Below are 16,569 nucleotides of genomic sequence, written 5' to 3'. Positions count from 1 at the left end.
TGTCTACGCCCGGGTGGTGAAATAGGTAGACACAACGGACTTAAAATCCGTCGGCCCTAAACCGGCCGTGCCGGTTCGATTCCGGCTCCGGGCACCAATAAATATCTGAATTTATTGAAAAACCTAATATTCTAAATTTCTAATTGACAGCTTATTTGTAAGGCTGTCTTTTTTGTTTGTGCCTGATTTGTATCTAACTTGCGCCATTTGCGTCAAATGTGACAAGCTCGTGCAAAGGTCTCAGGCTATGACAACGAGGAAGACCGGTAGCATCTGGTAATCATCGTTTGCTGGACGGCATTATGCGCAAAGCCCACCGCAACCGTCCGCTGATGGAAGCGTAAACCAAACGTAACCGACATCTATCGAAGACCCGTTATGTGGTCGAACAAAGCTTCGGTACGCTGCACCGTAAGTCCCGCTACACTCGGGTAGCCTATTTCGGTCTGATTAAAGTGAGTGCATAAAGCCATCTGAAGGCAATGTGTTTAAACCTGTTGAAAGCAGCTAACAGGCTAAGTGCGCCTGTTGTTACCTAAAAGGCGGCCCGGATGCCTGATTATCAGGTATCTGGGGAGAGTAAAGAGGGGGGTTTGAGTAGAATCAGTGGGTACTTGGAACGAAAACAGTCGAAAATCTATGTTTGGATTTCGGCTGCTGGAAGGAAAAGGAATTTTGCAAAGGTCTCATTTTAAAATTTCCCAAAATGATAAGGCCATCTGAAAATCCTTTTTCAGACGACCTTATCATTCAAATCAGAAGGACTTAAACCAATTTCTCCAGCATCCATTTAACGTAACGGCTGACGCCTTGTTTTACATCCAAGAATTCTTCTTTATACCCAGCTTCGCGCAGCTTGGTAATATCCGCTTGAGTAAAGCTCTGATATTTGCCTTTGAGTGCATCTGGGAATGGAATATAACGGATAAGTTCTTCTTCAACCAACTCTTTCAAACTCATTTCAGGCTTGCCTTCGGCCGCACGACAAGCGTTGACGGTTGCGGCGGCAAGTTCGTTAAACTGTTGGCTACGACCTGTACCGAGGTTAAAGATACCTGAAAGCTCAGGATGATCGAAGAAGTAAAGGTTAACTTTGGCAACATCTTCTACGCTGACAAAATCGCGTGTTTGCTCACCATTACCGTAGCCGTCATTGGCGCCAAACAGATTAACATAACCATGCTCGCGGTATTGGTGGAAATGATGGAAGGCGACGGATGCCATACGGCCTTTGTGTTGCTCCTGCTGTCCATATACGTTGAAGTAGCGGAAGCCAACGACTTGGGCGGTCAGGCCTTCTTTCATGCGGCGGCGCAATACTTGGTCAAACAAGAATTTAGAGTAGCCATATACATTGAGCGGTTTTTCCAGTTCGCGCTCTTCGCGGAAGATTTCGCCCTTGCCGTACACTGCGGCGCTGGAAGCATAAAGGAACGGAATGCGTTCATCCTGACACCAGTCCAAGAGATCAAGTGTGTACTGGTAGTTGTTGTCCATCATGTAAAGGCCGTCATGATTCATGGTATCAGAACATGCGCCTTGGTGGAAAACGGCTTCGATATCGTCGTAAGGCAGAAGATGGCCGCGCACTTGACGGATAAATTCGTGTTTATCGAGATAATGGGCAATTTCACACTCGGCAAGGTTTTTAAATTTTTCGCCTTTGCTCAAATTGTCGACGGCAACAATGTCGGTAATACCGCGCTGGTTAAGTGCTTTGACGATGTTGCTGCCAATAAAGCCGGCCGCGCCTGTTACGATAATGGTCATAATGAATTTCCTTTATTTTGATTTTTCAGACGGCCTTGAAGAAATCATGCTGTCTAAAAATAAAAACTTGTCTGTCTGGATTATTTTCCAACTCTATTTTCAGACGGCCTTTAGATTTTAAGGCCGTCTGAAACCGCAATTATTGCTCTTCCAATGCCTTAGTCAATTCGGCAAACGAGCAAACCGCTGTACCAAGTTTTGCCACGACAACACCTGCCGCAGTATTGGCAAGGTGCATCGCTTCGGGCATGGTATAACCAGCGGCCAAACCCAAGCCCACTCCGGCAATAACGGTATCGCCTGCACCCGATACATCATAGACTTCTTGGGCCCGTGTAGGCTGATAAATCGGCTCGCCCTCATTGAACAGGGTCATACCCTCTTCACTTCGGGTCAGCAAAATCGCGGTCAAATCAAGATGACGGCGCAGGTTTTGGGCTTTTTCAGTCAAATCATTTTCGTTTTTCCAGCTACCCACCACTTCTTTCAACTCTGCACGGTTAGGCGTAATCAGCGTAGCGCCGGCATATTTTTCGTAATCATCGCCTTTGGGGTCGATTAAAACAGGTTTACCGGCCTGTTTCGCCCAATCGATCATATCGGAAATATGCGACAGGCCGCCCTTGCCGTAATCTGAAAAAATAATGGCATCGTATTCAGGCAACACTTCGCAATATTGATGCTTGATTTGTTCCAACACTTCACGATGAGGCGATTCTTCAAAATCAAGTCGGATAAGCTGCTGATTACGGGCAACAACGCGCAATTTGACAGTAGTCGCAATTTGCTTGTCGCGCATCAGATAGGAAGCAACGCCGTCTTGCATCATCAATGCGTCCAACGCATCTGCAGCTTCATCATCGCCAGTCACGGACAACAGCCCTACTTTGCCGCCCAATGAAGCGATATTGCGCGCAACGTTTGCCGCCCCGCCCGCCCGCTGGTCGATACGGGCGATTTTCGCCACCGGCACAGGGGCTTCAGGAGAAATGCGGGACACATCGCCAAACCAATAACGGTCGAGCATCACATCGCCGACAACAAGGACTTTGGCTTGTGCAAAACGGGATTTGAGGGTTTCTTGTTGGAACTTGGTTACCATACTGGCTCCATTAAAATCTCTGTGTAAGGCTTGTTATCGGTTTATTGATCTAACAGCCTAAAAATATCTTGAGGCTCATATACCTGCATATGGTTTTTCGAGTACGACGCCTGTTCATGAGATGACAACAACGCTGCTTTCAGCATGGCTTGCGCCAATTTTTCGACAGCAAGTGGACGTTGGTTTTTCAGCATGCCGATGCGGTTGAGTACGCGAAAAATCCGTTCTGCTATTTTTTCGCCCAAGCGGTCGCTGTTCGGACGAATCAGCAATGGCGGGCGGAAAATAATAAGGTGAGGAAAATTCAAAGCGATAATTGCTTGCTCCAATTCGCCCTTCATCCGTTGATAAAACAGGCGCGAAGCAGAATTTGCACCGGAAGCGGAAATCAAAACCAAAGTATTGACGCCGTTTTCTCGTGCGGCTTTGGCAAATTCAAGATTTGCCTCATAATCAATTGCCCATTGCGCTTCTTTACTTCCTGCTGCTTTCAGGGTTGTTCCCAAGCAGGCAAACAATCATCCTGTACTTCATCGCGCCAATCATCAGGCTGAGAAAAATCAATCTGATGGCTATTTAGCTTTTGGTGGGTAAAATCAGGATGTCTGCGACCGAAGCAGTCGATAGACTCAACCTCTGAACTGGTTGCAAGTAAAGGCAACAAGGATTTTCCTGTTGCGCCTGTCGCACCAATCACAATCGTCTTCATACTTCAGACGGCCTTAAGCGTTGGCTACTCGATTGACTTCACGCAATACGGCTACCGGATCGGCAGCTTTGGTTACCGGACGGCCCATTACCAAATAGGTTGAACCGGCAGCCAATGCTTCGGCCGGTGTCATAATACGGCGTTGGTCGTCATTATTGCCTGCAACGTCCAAGCGGATACCTGGTGTGACCAAGACAAAATCCTGTCCCAATTCACGACGCAATGGTGCGGCTTCTTGAGCGGAACATACCACGCCGTCCAAGCCTGAACTTTGCGCCAGTTTCGCCAAGCGGATGACTTGTTCTTCAGGGGCGATGTTCAAACCGATTTCGGACAAGTCGCTTTGTTCCATGCTAGTCAACACGGTTACGCCGATTAGGAGCGGCTTGGTTTGATATCCGGCAACGGCTTCTGCTGCAGCTTCCATCATGCGGCGGCCACCGGAGGCGTGCATATCGACCATCCAAACGCCCATATCGGCAGCAACTTTACAGGCCTGAGCAACTGTGTGGGGAATATCGTGGTATTTCAAATCGAGGAAAAGTTTGAAACCTTGATTGATTAAGCTTTCTGCCAAATTACGGCCGGTTGCGGTAAACAGCTCTTTGCCGATTTTGATTTGACACAATGCCGGGTCAAGATTGCGGACAAATCCGAGCGTATCTTTTTCGTTGGCAAAATCAAGGGCGACGATAACGGGAGTACGTTGTTGCTGAGTTTGGAAGTCGGAGATCAAGGGATTCATAAGATGCCTGCGGAAACGGTTATAGCTTCGATTTTAACAGCTTTTGTACACAAAAGGCCGTCTGAAAATATTTTTTCAGACGGCCTCATGATTTTACTTCAGCAAAACTTATTTGCCCAAACCTTTCAATACTTCGGCTTTCACGGCTTCTACTGCTTGGGTGCCGTCGACTTTGATGTATTTAGGCGCGTGTTCGCCTTCCAGTTTGCTGTAGAAATCAACCAGAACTTCGGTTTGCTCGTGGTAAACGGCAAGGCGTTTTTTCACGGTTTCTTCTTTGTCGTCGTCGCGTTGAATCAAATCTTCGCCGGTTACGTCGTCTTTGCCTTCAACTTTAGGCGGATTGTAGGTAACGTGGTAAGTACGGCCGGAAGCCAAATGCACGCGGCGGCCGCTCATGCGGTCGACAATCACGCTGTCGGGTACGTCGATTTCAACAACCGCGTCCAAATCCACACCAGCTTCAACCATCGCTTCGGCTTGTGCCAATGTGCGTGGGAAACCGTCAAACAGGAAACCGTTTTTGCAGTCGTCTTGGGCAATACGCTCTTTGACCATGCCGATAATGATGTCGTCGCGTACCAAACCGCCTTCATCAATGATTTTTTTTGCTTCCAAACCCAGCGGAGTGCCTGCTTTGATGGCAGCACGGAGCATATCGCCGGTAGAGATTTGAGGAATGCCGAATGCAGCAGTGATGAATTGAGCCTGTGTGCCTTTGCCGGCGCCTGGTGCGCCCAACAATAATACTTTCATGATGAGTCCTTCTTGGTTTATGGATTTGATGTTTGTTTAATTCTACACGCCTTGCGTTTATCGTTCAAAACTTCAGACGGCCTGCTCTGAGCCAAAGTGCTGCCACGCATCATCGCGCATTTCGATAAACCAGCTGTCTTCGGGGAAGCGTTCCAATGCGTCTTTCAACGTGGAAAGTAGGTTTTGGGACAAGGCTTTTGCCAAATATTCTTCCTCGTTGGCTTCTGCCGCTTTATCCGGCTGTTGCGCTAAACCGAGGGCGCGTGTCCGATGGCCGTGTGCCAGATAGTTGAGCGCAATCACTTTTTGTGCCCAAAGCTGGGGAATATCGGGGCTTTCCTGCAACAACACCGATAAAATCGATACGGCGACCGCCAACCGTCCGCCGGTCATGCGCAAATCTAAGGATTGGTTGGGCGGCAGGGTGCTGAGCATTTCTGCCATGCGAAACCAAAATTCGCCGCTGGCCTCGTCGGGCGCGGCCACTTTCAACATTTCGTAGTTGAACTCTTGATCGTCGTCTTTGACCAGCAAAGCGACATCGGCAAGCAGTTTTTGTTCGTCACGGCTCAAATGGCGTAAATCATTCATGTTTTTTCCTTTCAGACGGCCTCGAACACAGCCCTTACCCTGTCCAAATCTTCCTGTGTATCCACGCCGGCGGCTGGCGCTTCTTGGGCAATTTCAACAGCAATCGGATAACCGTGCCACAGGACGCGCAATTGTTCCAGAGATTCAATGGTTTCCAAAGGAGAAACTTCCATTTCGGAATAGCGTTGCAGGAAACCTGCACGATAGGCATAAATGCCGATGTGGCGCAAGACAGCTGTTTCTGAAGGCAATTCACGTTTTTCAGAGCGCATCACATCGCGTGGATAAGGAATCGGGGCGCGGCTGAAATAGATGGCGTTGCGGTTTTTGTCGAGGACGGCTTTGACAACGTTAGGATTCATAAACTCGTCAAAATCGTGCAATTCGTGGGCGGCGGTCGCCATTTGCACATTGTTTTCAACCAAAACTTCAGCCGTACGGTTGATGAGTTCGGGATCGATTAAAGGCTCGTCGCCTTGTACGTTCACAACAATCAGATGCTGCGGCAGTTTCAGCGTATTGGCCGCTTCGGCAAGACGCGTTGTACCGCTTTCGTGTTGATTAGAAGTCATGACCACTTCGACACCGTGCGCCTGACAGGCCGTCTGAATATCAGGATGGTCGGTGGCAACGACAACATGCGCGGCCTTGCTTTTCGCTGCTTGTTCGGCAACACGTACAACCATCGGTTTACCGTGAATATCGGCCAAAGCCTTGCCCGGCAGACGTGAAGAATCCAACCGCGCCGGAATCAATACGACAAATTCGGTCATGCTTTCAGTTCCTCTTCGCTCAACGCTCGTGCTTCGTTTTCCAGCATATAAGGGATGCCGTCACGAATCGGATAAGCCAGCTTTGCCTGACGGCTCCACAATTCCTGTTTGTCTTGATGGTATTCGAGTTTGCCTTTGGTAACAGGACAAACAAGGATGTCTAAGAATTTTTTTTCCATGGGGTTACTTTCTGGTTTGGTGGTTTTAGCGAAAATCACTTTGCTCGTTTTGGCGAAACTTGCTGCACTCGTTTTCAGACGGCCTCAAGCGGCATTATTTTTTCCGTGCCGTTTTCTTCGTTTGCTGTGTACAAGCTTGGTCAGGATTTTTGCCATTGCACATGATCTGACGGATTTCACGGGCTAAGTTTGCGTTTTGACTGGATTTTTCGTATTTTTCGGTGATGATACTCAATATTGGGGTCATTGTTGCTTCAAGATAGCGTGGAGTTTTAGCGAGTATTGATTGACCCACTGCAGTGCCGTAAAAGTCAATCAATGCGTTGACTTCTTCCTGAGTATAAACCGTCTTTATGCCTTCCAAAGCCGCTTTATGCAACTGGGCACGCACTTGCGGTGTATTGATTTCAGCAATCAATTGAGTTGTATATTTTTTCAAGACTGCTTCCAACTGAGGACGTTTGTCTTCCGGCGCATCTTTCCAAAGATTCTGTACATTCGGATCAGAAAGCACAATACCTCCAACGCTTTGGAGAGACTGGTCTAACAGAGCATCCATCTTCTGCACCTCAAACAAACGCTCCAGCGACGCATCACTGGGCGGCGCGGCAAACGCATTGGCACACAATGCCAGCGCAGCGAAGGGTAATAATAAGGTTTTCAGCTTCATCTTTTTCTACCTTTCAACAAAAAATAAATATTTTCAGATAGTCGGAAAATTATTTGGCACACTTCGGCAAATGTTTGTTGCCTTCGCATAAAATACCATGTGTTTGCTCCTCAAAAGCAGGCGTATATTTATCGCTTGCATTGAGGTAGTTTTGACTCATGGTTTTGTGGATAATCTCATCACTCAGCTTATCGAAATGCTTAATTTTCTCGAGCGCAGACTTACCGGCACCATGCCCAAATGCTTCAGTCATCTTTTCTATATCCGATTGGCTCAACATATCCTCAAGATTTCCACCATGCTGTTGGAAACTTCTTATCTTTTTCAAAATATTTTTTCCCTGAGCCGAAGAGAAAAAACGGTTGGTTACATCCACTTCTTCTTGTGTGAATACTTTCTGTACGGCACGCTTTTCTTCATCCAACCATTGTTTTTTCAACTCAGGGCGGCTCAAATCGTCTTGCATGTTTTTCATATAACGGCTGATGACCGCCTTCATCTGCGCTTTTTGAGCTTTGGGCGTCATCGTTAACAAGCGTTCATTGTCCTCTTTATTCACCATCTCTAAAGAACGTTGTACTTTCTCGCTATAATTACTGCTTATCCCTTGAATTTCCAACCATTTCATTGCAGATTCATCACTTGGTTTAGCAGCTAAGCTTTGAGTGGATACAAATAAAGCTGCGCAAGCGACCAACAAATATTTTAACTTCATGATTTACTCCTATTGCGTAGTTTGAAGATCATCTTTAAAACATCTGTGAAACATCTATAAGCATTTAGATTGAAACATTCGCGGATACAAACGCCGCCAAGTCCGGCTCAATTATCGCATAAACAGGCAAGACCCACACATGATTCAAACCGTGGCCGTCTGAAAATTTGACTGCATCCTTTTCCGTGATAATCACCACATCTGCGTCCGGTAAATCCGCGGCCGTAATATCTGCATGATCAGGCAAGGCAACGGTTTGTTTCAAAGCGATATTCATGCTTTGCAACGTATTGAAAAAACGTTCCGGCTTGGCGATACCGGCGACGGCAGCGACGGTTTGATTTCCCAAGCCTTCCAAATCCAATTTCTCAAACGGCCTGTTCAACCGGTAAATCCGCCCTGTTTCAATATGGCTGACAAACATATTTTCAGACGGCTTAAATGCCGCATCTGCCTTTCCGCCACTGACGACGACCGCATCAACGGAAGCCAATCGCGACAAAGGTTCGCGCAAGCTGCCGTTGGGCAGTAAATCCAAATCCGTCCGCCCCGTATCCGCCGCCGGGAATACGGCAATTTCCATATCGCGCTGCAAGGCATAATGTTGCAAGCCGTCGTCGGTCACAATCAATTCAAGCTCCGGATGCGCTGCAAGCAATGCCCTGCCTGCTTCTGCACGGCTGCTGCCTACCGCCGTCGGCGCACCGGTTTGGCGAAACAGCAATAAAGGCTCGTCGCCTGCATCTGCCGCACTGCTGGCTGTATTCAATACATGAACCGCCTTACTCTTGCGCCCATAACCTCGGCTGATGATACCGACCTTAACGCCCTTTTCCTGCAAACCCGACACCAGCGCAGCGACTATCGGCGTTTTCCCTGTTCCGCCTGCATGGATATTGCCGACTACCACCACAGGCACAGGCAATTTTTCGCTTTTCAGACGGCCTGAAACAAAATCATCGCGCCGTTTCGCCGCAATTTTGGCAAACAGCTTGGACAATGGTTTTAACAGCAAAGACAAAAACGGATTGGGGGATTGCCAATGGCGTTCGATAATTTGGTGGAGTTTGGGCATACGCACGGCTTTTGAAGCGAAAATCAAACGATAATATAACACAAGCCCGCCCAGGCAAGGCCGTCTGAACATGCGCCTTTGATAATATTAAAACAAAGGGCGCAAGTTTCATAAAAACGAATACAACGAATCGCTCTAAAACCCTTATAATTCAACTTTCCCAAATTTTTCCTGTTTCGCAATGTCCGAACTCTTCGCGCCCTCCTCCATTTCCGTATCCGAACTCAACGCCCTCGCCAAAGCCTTGTTGGAAGACCATCTCGCAGGCTTGTGGATTGCCGGCGAAGTATCCAACCTGACCCGTGCTGCCAGCGGACATTATTATTTCTCGCTCAAAGACAGCCGCGCTCAGGTGCGTTGCGCGATGTTTAAGGGTGCGGCCATGCGCTTGGCGAAGCCTTTGAAAGAAGGCGACCATATCGAGGTATCAGGAAGAATCAGTATTTATGAAGCGCGGGGTGAATTTCAGATTACGGTGAACGAGGTGCGGCTCAAAGGCTTGGGGCAGCTTTACGAAGCCTATGAGCGATTGAAGGCGCAGTTGCAGGCGGAAGGCGCGTTTTCAGCGGAACGCAAGAAACCTCTGCCCGCCCGTCCGCAATGTATCGGCATCGTCACCAGCCTGGCGGCGGCAGCTTTGCGCGATGTCGTGACCACCTTAAACCGCCGCGCACCCGAAATCCCCGTTATCGTTTATCCGACGCCCGTACAAGGCACAGGCAGCGAGTTGCAAATTGCTCAAGCGATTAAAACCGCTTCGCAACGCGCCGAATGTGACGTGCTGATTGTCTGTCGCGGCGGCGGCAGCATTGAAGACTTGTGGGCGTTTAATGAAGAACCGGTTGTGCGCGCCATCGAAGCCTGCGCAATTCCCGTTGTCAGCGGCGTAGGCCACGAAACCGATTTCACACTCGCCGATTTCGTCGCCGACGTACGCGCACCCACGCCGACCGGCGCGGCAGAACTGGTCAGCCCCAACCGCCAAGAATCGTTACATCGTCTAGCCCAAGCGCAAGGCCGTCTGAAAACCGTTTTGGAGCAACGTTATTTCGATGCCAGCCAAAAACTCGACTGGTTGGCGCGGCAAATCCGTCACCCGCGCCAAAAACTTGACGATCAGCGCGCTTCAATCAGCAAGCTGGCGCAAACGCTGTCTTACTCGATGACGCAAAACCTCCGTGCCCATACCGCCCGTTTTGAACGCCAAACCCAAACCCTGAAACATTGCCGTCCTGATGTTTCCATTTACAAACACAACATCGACCGCTTTCAGACGGCCTTGTCGCATTCCTTCCGCCAGCTGCTTGTCCAACGCTGTCAAAGCCTGATCGCCCAAGCCGCATTGCTCGAAGCCGTATCGCCGCAGCATATTCTGGAGCGAGGTTTCTCCGTCGTCAAAAACACACGCGGACAAGTCATCCGCAATGCCGATACATTGAAACAAGGGCAGAAACTGCACATCACTTTTGCCGACGGCGAAACCGACGTACGCGTGACCAAAGAGCAGGCTCAGGGCGAGTTGTTTGACTGACAAAATAAAGGCCGTCTGAAACTTTATGCGATTGAAGTGAAACTATGTCTGCCTTTTAAAAATCCTTAACCTGCCAATGCGGTATAATGCCTCATCTGCACCCGCAGCATATACGGAAACATTATGGACAACTCACAAAATACAGAAAATCCGATTCCACCACGCAATTCCATCCGCAAAAACAGCATTTACCTGCTGCCCAATTCCTTTACCATCGCCGCACTGTTTTGCGCCTTCTTCGCCATTACACAGTCCATGCACGGACGTTATGAAACGGCGGCGATTGCAGTTTTCCTTTCCATGCTGCTCGACGGCATGGACGGACGCGTTGCACGTTTGACCAACAGCCAGAGCGCATTCGGTGAACAGCTCGACAGCCTCGCCGATATGGTCAGTTTCGGCGTCGCGCCTGCCCTGATTGCCTACAAATGGCAACTTTGGCAGTTTGGCAAAATCGGCTATTCCGTCGCCTTTATCTACTGCGCCTGCGCCGCTCTGCGTTTGGCACTGTTCAACACGCTTATCGGCAAAGTCGACAAACGCTGGTTTATCGGCGTTCCAAGCCCGACCGCCGCTGCGTTGATTGTCGGCCTGATTTGGGTCAACCACAGCATCGAACGCTTCCCCGGCGTGCATTGGTGGGCATTGGGCATTACCCTGTTTGCCGGCATTTCCATGATTGTGCAGATTCCGTTTTGGAGCTTCAAAGAAATCAACATCCGCCGCCAAGTACCGTTTATGGGCATGGTGTTGGCCGTGTTGGTATTGCTGCTCATCAACTGGGAGCCTTCTCTCGTCCTCTTCCTATTTTTCCTCGGTTACAGCCTGTCCGGTTATGTGATGGCAGTCATCCGTTGGTTTAAAAAACGCCATAAAGCACACAAACACGACAAGGCCGTCTGAAATGTGGTCTTGGGACATCATCCTTGCCCTGCTCGCCGTCGGCAGCGCAGCGGGCTTTATTGCCGGACTATTCGGCGTAGGCGGTGGCACGTTGATTGTTCCCGTTGTCTTATGGGCGTTGCAGCTGCAAGGCATAGGCAGCCACCCCTATGCCCAGCATCTTGCCATCGGCACTTCCTTTGCCGTCATGGTGTTTACTACCTTCTCCAGTATGTACGCCCAACATAAAAAGCACGCCATTGATTGGGCGACCGTCCGCCGAATGACGCCGGGCATGATACTTGGCGTACTCCTCGGCGCGGTAACGGCAAAATATATGCCGACGCTGGCTTTGCAAGTTTTCTTTATTGCATTTCTTGCCTTTATCGCAGTCAAAACCCTACGCGATTCCAAACCCAAACCTTCACGCACCCTGCCTGCCCTCCACGGCCTGACAGCCGTGGGTACGCTTTTTGGGGCGGCTTCAAGTTGGGTCGGTATCGGCGGCGGTTCGCTATCCGTTCCATTTCTACTATATTGCAACTTTCCGGCACACCGCGCCATCGGCACATCTTCAGGTCTGGCATGGCCGATTGCGATTGCCGGCACCATCGGCTATTTTGCCAACGGTTTACATGTTGCCCACCTGCCTGAAGGCGCGGCAGGCTTTATCTATCTTCCGGCTGTAGCCATATTGAGCGCTGCCACCATCCTCTTCGCTCCACTCGGCGTAAAAACGGCGCACAAGCTGCCCGCCCGAAAACTCAAAATCGCCTTCGGCATCATGTTGCTGCTGATTGCCGCCAAGATGGCTTGGAATTTGATACATTAAATCTTTCTTGTGAAAAAGGCCGTCTGAAATTCTTTCAGACGGCCTTTTTAATTGCAAAACAACAAACTAAATAAAACCTTTTTACCTTACCCGATTTGCCCCATCGCAAATACAGCCAAGCGCCATATCGCCCATCCTGCCACCAACAATCCGGCGCACAAACGAACCATGCGTTTTTGCAGAAAGGTTTTCAACTGCGCTGCAAATATGCCCATCGCGAGCAGGTTCGGCAAGGTCCCCAATGCAAACGCCAGCATATACAGCCCGCCGTGCAAGGCATTGCCGCTGCCCAAAGCATACAAAGACGCGCTGTACACCAAACCGCAAGGCAGCCAGCCCCAAAGCACGCCGACGCCGAAACAGGCAGGCACTGATTTAATCGGCAGCAATTTGTTCAGCAAAGGATTCAGGCGTTTCCATATCGGTTTACCGATGCCTTCGATTTTGGTTGCGGCAGTCGAAATACCGGCAAGATACAGACCGAGCAAAAGCAGCAAAACATTGGCGGCAATATACAAACCGTTTTGAACCGCGCGCGTATCGTCCAAGGAAATGCCGACCTGCCCGACCAAGCCGACCAGAAGGCCGATGACGACATAGCTGCTGATGCGCCCCAAGTTCAACAATACAATCAGCCCGATTCGGTTTAAATGTGGCGGCAGCTGCAAAGCAAATGCGCTGCTCAATCCGCCGCACATACCGACGCAATGCGTTCCGCCAAAAAAGCCGAGCAGAAAAAGAGTAAGAAATGTGATTTCTTGATTCATGGTTTTTAATGATTCAAACGAATGGATGAGGCCGTCTGAAACTTTTCAGACGGCCCTGAGAATGCAGGATAAGCTTTTCCGCCCACCCTCTTCACGCTTTAGAAAAGCAATTAACTGCGTGCGCGTACGTCAAATGCCTGACGCAAACCTTCGCCGATCATGACCAGCAAAAGCAGCATTACCGTCAGCGTAGCAACGGCAGACAGGCCAATCCACCACGCGTCCAAGTTGTCTTTACCTTGCGCCAGCAACTCGCCCAAACTTGCCTGTGAGGCAGGTACGCCCAAGCCCAAGAAGTCCAAACTGGTCAGGGCAAGTACCGCACCGGAAATACGGAAAGGCAGGAAGGCCAATACCGGCGTCAAGCTGTTGGGCAGGATATGGCGCCACATGATTTCACGGTTGCCCACGCCCATTGCGCGCGCCGCCAAAACATAATCGGTCTGACGGTTTTTCAAAAACTCGGCACGGACATAGTCGGACAAGCCCATCCAGCCGAAAAGCGACAGCAACACCAGCAAAATCAACAGCCCCGGATTAAAAAACGAAGACAGGATAATCAAGAGGTACAGCTCCGGCATACCGCCCCAAACCTCGATAAAACGCTGCATCAGAAGGTCGGTTTTACCGCCGAAATAACCCTGTACCGCGCCTGCAACCACGCCGATTACGGTAGTCACCACAGTCAACACCAAGGCAAACAACAGCGAATCGCGGAAACCGTAAACCAAGCGCGCCAACAGGTCACGGCCGCGGTCGTCCGTTCCCAAGATATGCCGTTCGGACGGTTTGGCCGGATCGGGTGCCGTATCAAAATCGTTTAAAGTATCGGCATCGTAAGGATTGGGCAGATAAAGGGCAAAATTGCCGTCTGAAGTAATGTTGTGGCGGATAAGCGGATCCAGATAATCCGCAGGCGTATCGAAATCGCCGCCAAATGTGGTTTCGTTGTATTCGTTTACCAAGGGGAAGAAATACTCGCCCTGATAGCGTATCCACAAAGGTTTATCGTTGCTCCACAAAGGAGCAAGCAAAGTGACGACAAACAAAACGGCCAAAATCCGCAAAGCCAACCAACCGCGCTTATGCTGCTTAAAGGCTTGCCAAGTAGGGTTTGAAGTAGATTTTTTCTTTTTCATGGTTCGAAACATTCTTTAATAATGGATTGAAGATATTTTCAGACGGCCTTATTTCTGTCCGCCAAAGTGAATACGCGGATCGACCCATGAATAAGAAATATCCGACACCAGTTTAGCCAACAACCCCATCAGCGTGAATACATACAGCGTACCCATTACGACAGGATAATCACGTTTCATCACTGCCTCGTAAGACAGCAAACCCAAACCATCCAGCGAGAACAGCGTTTCAATCAACAGGCTTCCGGTAAAGAATGCGCCGATAAATGCAGCCGGGAAACCGGTAATCAGAGGAATCATGGCGTTGCGGAAAATATGCTTCCACAAAATCTGTTTCTCAGGCAAGCCCTTGGCTCGCGCGGTATAAACATATTGACGGCGGATTTCTTCAAGGAACACGTTTTTCGTCAATACGGTCATCACCGCCAAGTTGCCTGCCACCGAAGCGGTAATCGGCAAGGCCATATGCCATAAATAATCTTTGACTTTACCTGCCCAAGAGAGCGTATCAAAATCATCACCAACCAAGCCACCCTGCGGGAACCAGGCAAAAAAGCTGCCGCCGCCAAATAACACCAGCAACACCAAGCCCAAGACAAACGGCGGTACGGTATAGCCGACCAAAATGATCATCCCCGTAATCGTATCGAATCGGCTGCCATCCCTGACCGCCTTGGCAATACCCAACGGAATACATATCAAATAAGTCAGGAAGAACGTCCACAAACCCAAACTCATCGATACCGGCATTTTCTCTTTTACCAACTCAAATACGGTTTGGTGGTGGAAAAAGCTCTCGCCCAAATCGAAACGGGCAAATTTCCATACCATATCCACAAAACGCGTCACAGGTGGCTTGTCGAAACCGTACAAAGCATTCAGCGCGGCCAAATCTTCCGCACTGATGCGGTTGCCGTTTTTGGCCAAAGTTCCAGGCATACTGTGTCCCGCCGTCTCGCCGCCAACCGCGCCCTGCGTCAGCTGCTGAACCATCTGCTCCACCGGACCGCCGGGAACAAACTGAATCACAGCGAAGGTAATCGCCAAAATCCCCAACAACGTGGGAATCAAAAGGAGCAAACGATGAAAGATATAACGCCACATGGTTAAGTGTTCCTCTATTTTTTGATTTGAAGGCCGTCTGAAACCGCTGACTTCAGACGGCATATAGTAACGGATTAATAAGCGTTTGGCCGATGATTTACTTCTCCAACGCCTCCTGCAATTTCTTCTCAATCAAATCCGCGTCAAACGATTTGGCAATCAGCTCAAAGCGGGAATCACGGCGCCATGAAACTTGGTTTGCGCCCCATTGACCGTCCACCCAGTTCAGCCATACCCATGTACCGAGCACTTGGAACACGCCTTTGGCACGCACGAGACCGTCTGTAAATTTAGGCAGGTCGTTGAAGAAATCAGTCAGTTTTTCGCCATCGAAATCACGTCCGGCAGGGAAAGTAAAGCCTTGCGACTGGAAGCCCATGGTGTTGTCCGGCAGGGCTTTGAGGCGGTAGCGCGATTTTTCGACAACGGGAATATCAAGCCATTGGATGTCAAGTTGCGCATTTTGTACTTCAACCACTTTGGCTTTAGGCGGGAACAGCTTGGCCGCTTTATCATGAAATTCGGCCAGTTGCTCCGGCGTACACAAGTCGGTTTTGCTGGCGACCAATACGTCGCAAATGCCGATTTGGTCTTTATACAAGGCTTGTTGCGCGTAATCGGGATTAATGAATTGGCGCGGATCGACGACGGTAAAGACGGCGCCGATTTCCAGCATGCTGTCGAGCGGTTTGGCTTTCAGTTCGTCGATAACGCTGGCGGCGTGTGCCAGACCGCTGGCTTCAATCATCAAGCGGTCGGGTTGGGCATCGCGCAGCATTTTTTGTACGGTCGTCCCCATTTGCGCACCGGCAGTACAACACAAACAGCCGCCGGCGATTTCGGCCACGGGAATGCCGTTGTCGCTCAAGACGGCGCCGTCAATGCCGATTTCGCCGAATTCGTTGACGATGATGACCCATTTTTCATTCGGGTCTTTTTGCGCCATCAGACTTTTGAGTGCGGTGGTTTTACCTGTTCCGAGAAAGCCTGAAATCAGGTGGACTTTGGTCTTTTTTACTTCTGACATTTTTTACAAATTCCTGTTAAAACAACATGTTCTTCTTTTAATGAGAAACCGGTTTCAGCCACGCCTGCACGCAAGGCCGCCCATTCTTGGCTCAAGGTCTGCTCATCTGCCGTACCGCATTCGGTACAAACCAAAATAAACGCGCTGTGGTGCGCTTCGGCTTCTTCGTGGTCATGGCAATGGTCATTGCACTCGTGCTGCG

The 16,569-nt window shown here is 49.7% G+C and carries 19 protein-coding genes, 1 tRNA gene and 2 pseudogenes; 5 read left to right on the top strand and 17 right to left on the bottom strand.

What is annotated here, in order from left to right; translation table 11 throughout:
* Positions 1 to 7: 7 nt before the first annotated feature.
* Together ACTHUE_RS03095 and ACTHUE_RS03090 are read left to right on the top strand one after the other, a co-directional pair.
* Positions 8 to 97, top strand: a tRNA-Leu gene (locus tag ACTHUE_RS03095).
* A 146-nt stretch (positions 98 to 243) separates the two neighbouring features.
* A pseudogene (locus ACTHUE_RS03090) lies at positions 244 to 539 on the top strand (transposase); the annotation flags it as partial.
* A 226-nt stretch (positions 540 to 765) separates the two neighbouring features.
* On the opposite strand, the gene rfaD reads toward ACTHUE_RS03090, so the two are convergent.
* The 12 genes from rfaD to lpxK all read right to left on the bottom strand — a co-directional run bounded on the left by rfaD (position 766) and on the right by lpxK (position 9,085).
* The gene (gene rfaD / locus ACTHUE_RS03085) at positions 766 to 1,770 is read right to left on the bottom strand and encodes an ADP-glyceromanno-heptose 6-epimerase (protein ID WP_039862484.1); all 1,005 of its coding nucleotides are present in this window, start codon (positions 1,768 to 1,770) and stop codon (positions 766 to 768) included.
* Between the two features lie 139 nt (positions 1,771 to 1,909).
* On the bottom strand, positions 1,910 to 2,872 hold the full coding sequence (gene rfaE1, locus ACTHUE_RS03080; protein ID WP_004520810.1) for a D-glycero-beta-D-manno-heptose-7-phosphate kinase: 963 nt from the start codon (positions 2,870 to 2,872) through the stop codon (positions 1,910 to 1,912).
* Positions 2,873 to 2,913: 41 nt separating this feature from the next.
* On the bottom strand, positions 2,914 to 3,378 hold the full coding sequence (locus tag ACTHUE_RS03075) for a hypothetical protein (protein WP_004520811.1): 465 nt from the start codon (positions 3,376 to 3,378) through the stop codon (positions 2,914 to 2,916).
* Entirely contained in the window at positions 3,363 to 3,581 is a 219-nt protein-coding gene (locus ACTHUE_RS03070; protein WP_004520812.1) for an NADH dehydrogenase, read from the bottom strand. The genes ACTHUE_RS03075 and ACTHUE_RS03070 overlap by 16 nt, the downstream gene beginning before the upstream one ends.
* A gap of 13 nt (positions 3,582 to 3,594) precedes the next feature.
* A complete protein-coding gene (gene pyrF / locus ACTHUE_RS03065) occupies positions 3,595 to 4,326 on the bottom strand; it encodes an orotidine-5'-phosphate decarboxylase (RefSeq protein ID WP_049335590.1) in 732 nt (243 codons plus the stop codon).
* Between the two features lie 108 nt (positions 4,327 to 4,434).
* Complete coding sequence (adk, locus tag ACTHUE_RS03060) at positions 4,435 to 5,082, bottom strand: adenylate kinase (RefSeq protein WP_003746105.1); 648 nt, start codon at positions 5,080 to 5,082, stop codon at positions 4,435 to 4,437.
* Positions 5,083 to 5,154: 72 nt separating this feature from the next.
* Positions 5,155 to 5,673: a hypothetical protein gene (locus tag ACTHUE_RS03055; RefSeq protein ID WP_004520816.1), complete on the bottom strand. Its 519-nt coding sequence runs from the start codon at positions 5,671 to 5,673 to the stop codon at positions 5,155 to 5,157.
* An 11-nt stretch (positions 5,674 to 5,684) separates the two neighbouring features.
* Positions 5,685 to 6,446, bottom strand: coding sequence for a 3-deoxy-manno-octulosonate cytidylyltransferase (gene kdsB / locus ACTHUE_RS03050; protein WP_004520817.1), 762 nt, complete (start codon positions 6,444 to 6,446; stop codon positions 5,685 to 5,687).
* Positions 6,443 to 6,625, bottom strand: coding sequence for a Trm112 family protein (locus tag ACTHUE_RS03045; RefSeq protein ID WP_003679524.1), 183 nt, complete (start codon positions 6,623 to 6,625; stop codon positions 6,443 to 6,445). Before ACTHUE_RS03045 ends, kdsB begins: the two co-directional genes overlap by 4 nt.
* A gap of 94 nt (positions 6,626 to 6,719) precedes the next feature.
* On the bottom strand, positions 6,720 to 7,295 hold the full coding sequence (locus ACTHUE_RS03040) for a DUF2059 domain-containing protein (protein ID WP_049335588.1): 576 nt from the start codon (positions 7,293 to 7,295) through the stop codon (positions 6,720 to 6,722).
* Between the two features lie 49 nt (positions 7,296 to 7,344).
* The gene (locus ACTHUE_RS03035) at positions 7,345 to 8,010 is read right to left on the bottom strand and encodes a hypothetical protein (RefSeq protein WP_049344150.1); all 666 of its coding nucleotides are present in this window, start codon (positions 8,008 to 8,010) and stop codon (positions 7,345 to 7,347) included.
* Between the two features lie 64 nt (positions 8,011 to 8,074).
* Positions 8,075 to 9,085, bottom strand: a complete 1,011-nt coding sequence (lpxK, locus tag ACTHUE_RS03030; RefSeq protein ID WP_049335618.1) for a tetraacyldisaccharide 4'-kinase — start codon at positions 9,083 to 9,085, stop codon at positions 8,075 to 8,077.
* A gap of 181 nt (positions 9,086 to 9,266) precedes the next feature.
* Here lpxK and xseA point away from each other — a divergent pair, with 181 nt between their 5' ends.
* The 3 genes from xseA (at position 9,267) to ACTHUE_RS03015 (ending at position 12,330) form a co-directional block, all read left to right on the top strand.
* Positions 9,267 to 10,616 carry an exodeoxyribonuclease VII large subunit gene (gene xseA, locus ACTHUE_RS03025; RefSeq protein ID WP_049344148.1) on the top strand — a complete coding sequence of 450 codons (1,350 nt, stop codon included), beginning with the start codon at positions 9,267 to 9,269 and terminating at the stop codon, positions 10,614 to 10,616.
* A 123-nt stretch (positions 10,617 to 10,739) separates the two neighbouring features.
* On the top strand, positions 10,740 to 11,519 hold the full coding sequence (gene pssA / locus ACTHUE_RS03020) for a CDP-diacylglycerol--serine O-phosphatidyltransferase (RefSeq protein WP_004520826.1): 780 nt from the start codon (positions 10,740 to 10,742) through the stop codon (positions 11,517 to 11,519).
* 1 nt (position 11,520) lies between these two features.
* Positions 11,521 to 12,330 carry a sulfite exporter TauE/SafE family protein gene (locus ACTHUE_RS03015; RefSeq protein ID WP_070695372.1) on the top strand — a complete coding sequence of 270 codons (810 nt, stop codon included), beginning with the start codon at positions 11,521 to 11,523 and terminating at the stop codon, positions 12,328 to 12,330.
* An 86-nt stretch (positions 12,331 to 12,416) separates the two neighbouring features.
* Here the strand turns inward: ACTHUE_RS03015 and ACTHUE_RS03010 are convergent, their stop codons facing one another.
* From ACTHUE_RS03010 to ACTHUE_RS02990, 5 genes and pseudogenes are all read right to left on the bottom strand, one after another.
* Positions 12,417 to 13,097: a sulfite exporter TauE/SafE family protein gene (locus ACTHUE_RS03010; RefSeq protein WP_003680951.1), complete on the bottom strand. Its 681-nt coding sequence runs from the start codon at positions 13,095 to 13,097 to the stop codon at positions 12,417 to 12,419.
* Positions 13,098 to 13,207: 110 nt separating this feature from the next.
* Positions 13,208 to 14,248, bottom strand: coding sequence for an ABC transporter permease (locus ACTHUE_RS03005; protein WP_004520828.1), 1,041 nt, complete (start codon positions 14,246 to 14,248; stop codon positions 13,208 to 13,210).
* A gap of 36 nt (positions 14,249 to 14,284) precedes the next feature.
* Positions 14,285 to 15,340 (bottom strand): ABC transporter permease subunit, encoded by a 1,056-nt coding sequence (locus ACTHUE_RS03000; protein WP_039862485.1) that lies wholly within the window; start codon positions 15,338 to 15,340, stop codon positions 14,285 to 14,287.
* 97 nt (positions 15,341 to 15,437) lie between these two features.
* Positions 15,438 to 16,367 (bottom strand): CobW family GTP-binding protein, encoded by a 930-nt coding sequence (locus ACTHUE_RS02995; RefSeq protein WP_003682934.1) that lies wholly within the window; start codon positions 16,365 to 16,367, stop codon positions 15,438 to 15,440.
* Positions 16,355 to 16,569 (bottom strand): annotated as a pseudogene (locus ACTHUE_RS02990) (Fur family transcriptional regulator); the annotation flags it as partial. The pseudogene ACTHUE_RS02990 and the gene ACTHUE_RS02995, both read right to left, overlap by 13 nt.

The sequence above is a fragment of the Neisseria sp. P0021.S005 genome (assembly GCF_051956955.1).
The sequence above is the reverse complement of the archived record's forward strand: the minus strand, read 5'-3'. Positions and strand labels throughout refer to the sequence as shown.

What these genes read in the sequence shown, in the direction of transcription:
- adk (WP_003746105.1), bottom strand. Translation starts at nt 5,082, where the DNA reads ATGAAAGTATTATTGTTGGGCGCACCAGGCGCCGGCAAAGGCACACAG.
- ACTHUE_RS03010 (WP_003680951.1), bottom strand. Translation starts at nt 13,097, where the DNA reads ATGAATCAAGAAATCACATTTCTTACTCTTTTTCTGCTCGGCTTTTTT.
- pyrF (WP_049335590.1), bottom strand. Translation starts at nt 4,326, where the DNA reads ATGAATCCCTTGATCTCCGACTTCCAAACTCAGCAACAACGTACTCCC.
- rfaD (WP_039862484.1), bottom strand. Translation starts at nt 1,770, where the DNA reads ATGACCATTATCGTAACAGGCGCGGCCGGCTTTATTGGCAGCAACATC.
- xseA (WP_049344148.1), top strand. Translation starts at nt 9,267, where the DNA reads ATGTCCGAACTCTTCGCGCCCTCCTCCATTTCCGTATCCGAACTCAAC.
- ACTHUE_RS03015 (WP_070695372.1), top strand. Translation starts at nt 11,521, where the DNA reads ATGTGGTCTTGGGACATCATCCTTGCCCTGCTCGCCGTCGGCAGCGCA.
- ACTHUE_RS03070 (WP_004520812.1), bottom strand. Translation starts at nt 3,581, where the DNA reads ATGAAGACGATTGTGATTGGTGCGACAGGCGCAACAGGAAAATCCTTG.
- ACTHUE_RS03055 (WP_004520816.1), bottom strand. Translation starts at nt 5,673, where the DNA reads ATGAATGATTTACGCCATTTGAGCCGTGACGAACAAAAACTGCTTGCC.
- pssA (WP_004520826.1), top strand. Translation starts at nt 10,740, where the DNA reads ATGGACAACTCACAAAATACAGAAAATCCGATTCCACCACGCAATTCC.
- ACTHUE_RS03040 (WP_049335588.1), bottom strand. Translation starts at nt 7,295, where the DNA reads ATGAAGCTGAAAACCTTATTATTACCCTTCGCTGCGCTGGCATTGTGT.
- ACTHUE_RS03035 (WP_049344150.1), bottom strand. Translation starts at nt 8,010, where the DNA reads ATGAAGTTAAAATATTTGTTGGTCGCTTGCGCAGCTTTATTTGTATCC.
- lpxK (WP_049335618.1), bottom strand. Translation starts at nt 9,085, where the DNA reads ATGCCCAAACTCCACCAAATTATCGAACGCCATTGGCAATCCCCCAAT.
- ACTHUE_RS03005 (WP_004520828.1), bottom strand. Translation starts at nt 14,248, where the DNA reads ATGTTTCGAACCATGAAAAAGAAAAAATCTACTTCAAACCCTACTTGG.
- kdsB (WP_004520817.1), bottom strand. Translation starts at nt 6,446, where the DNA reads ATGACCGAATTTGTCGTATTGATTCCGGCGCGGTTGGATTCTTCACGT.
- ACTHUE_RS03000 (WP_039862485.1), bottom strand. Translation starts at nt 15,340, where the DNA reads ATGTGGCGTTATATCTTTCATCGTTTGCTCCTTTTGATTCCCACGTTG.
- ACTHUE_RS02995 (WP_003682934.1), bottom strand. Translation starts at nt 16,367, where the DNA reads ATGTCAGAAGTAAAAAAGACCAAAGTCCACCTGATTTCAGGCTTTCTC.
- rfaE1 (WP_004520810.1), bottom strand. Translation starts at nt 2,872, where the DNA reads ATGGTAACCAAGTTCCAACAAGAAACCCTCAAATCCCGTTTTGCACAA.
- ACTHUE_RS03045 (WP_003679524.1), bottom strand. Translation starts at nt 6,625, where the DNA reads ATGGAAAAAAAATTCTTAGACATCCTTGTTTGTCCTGTTACCAAAGGC.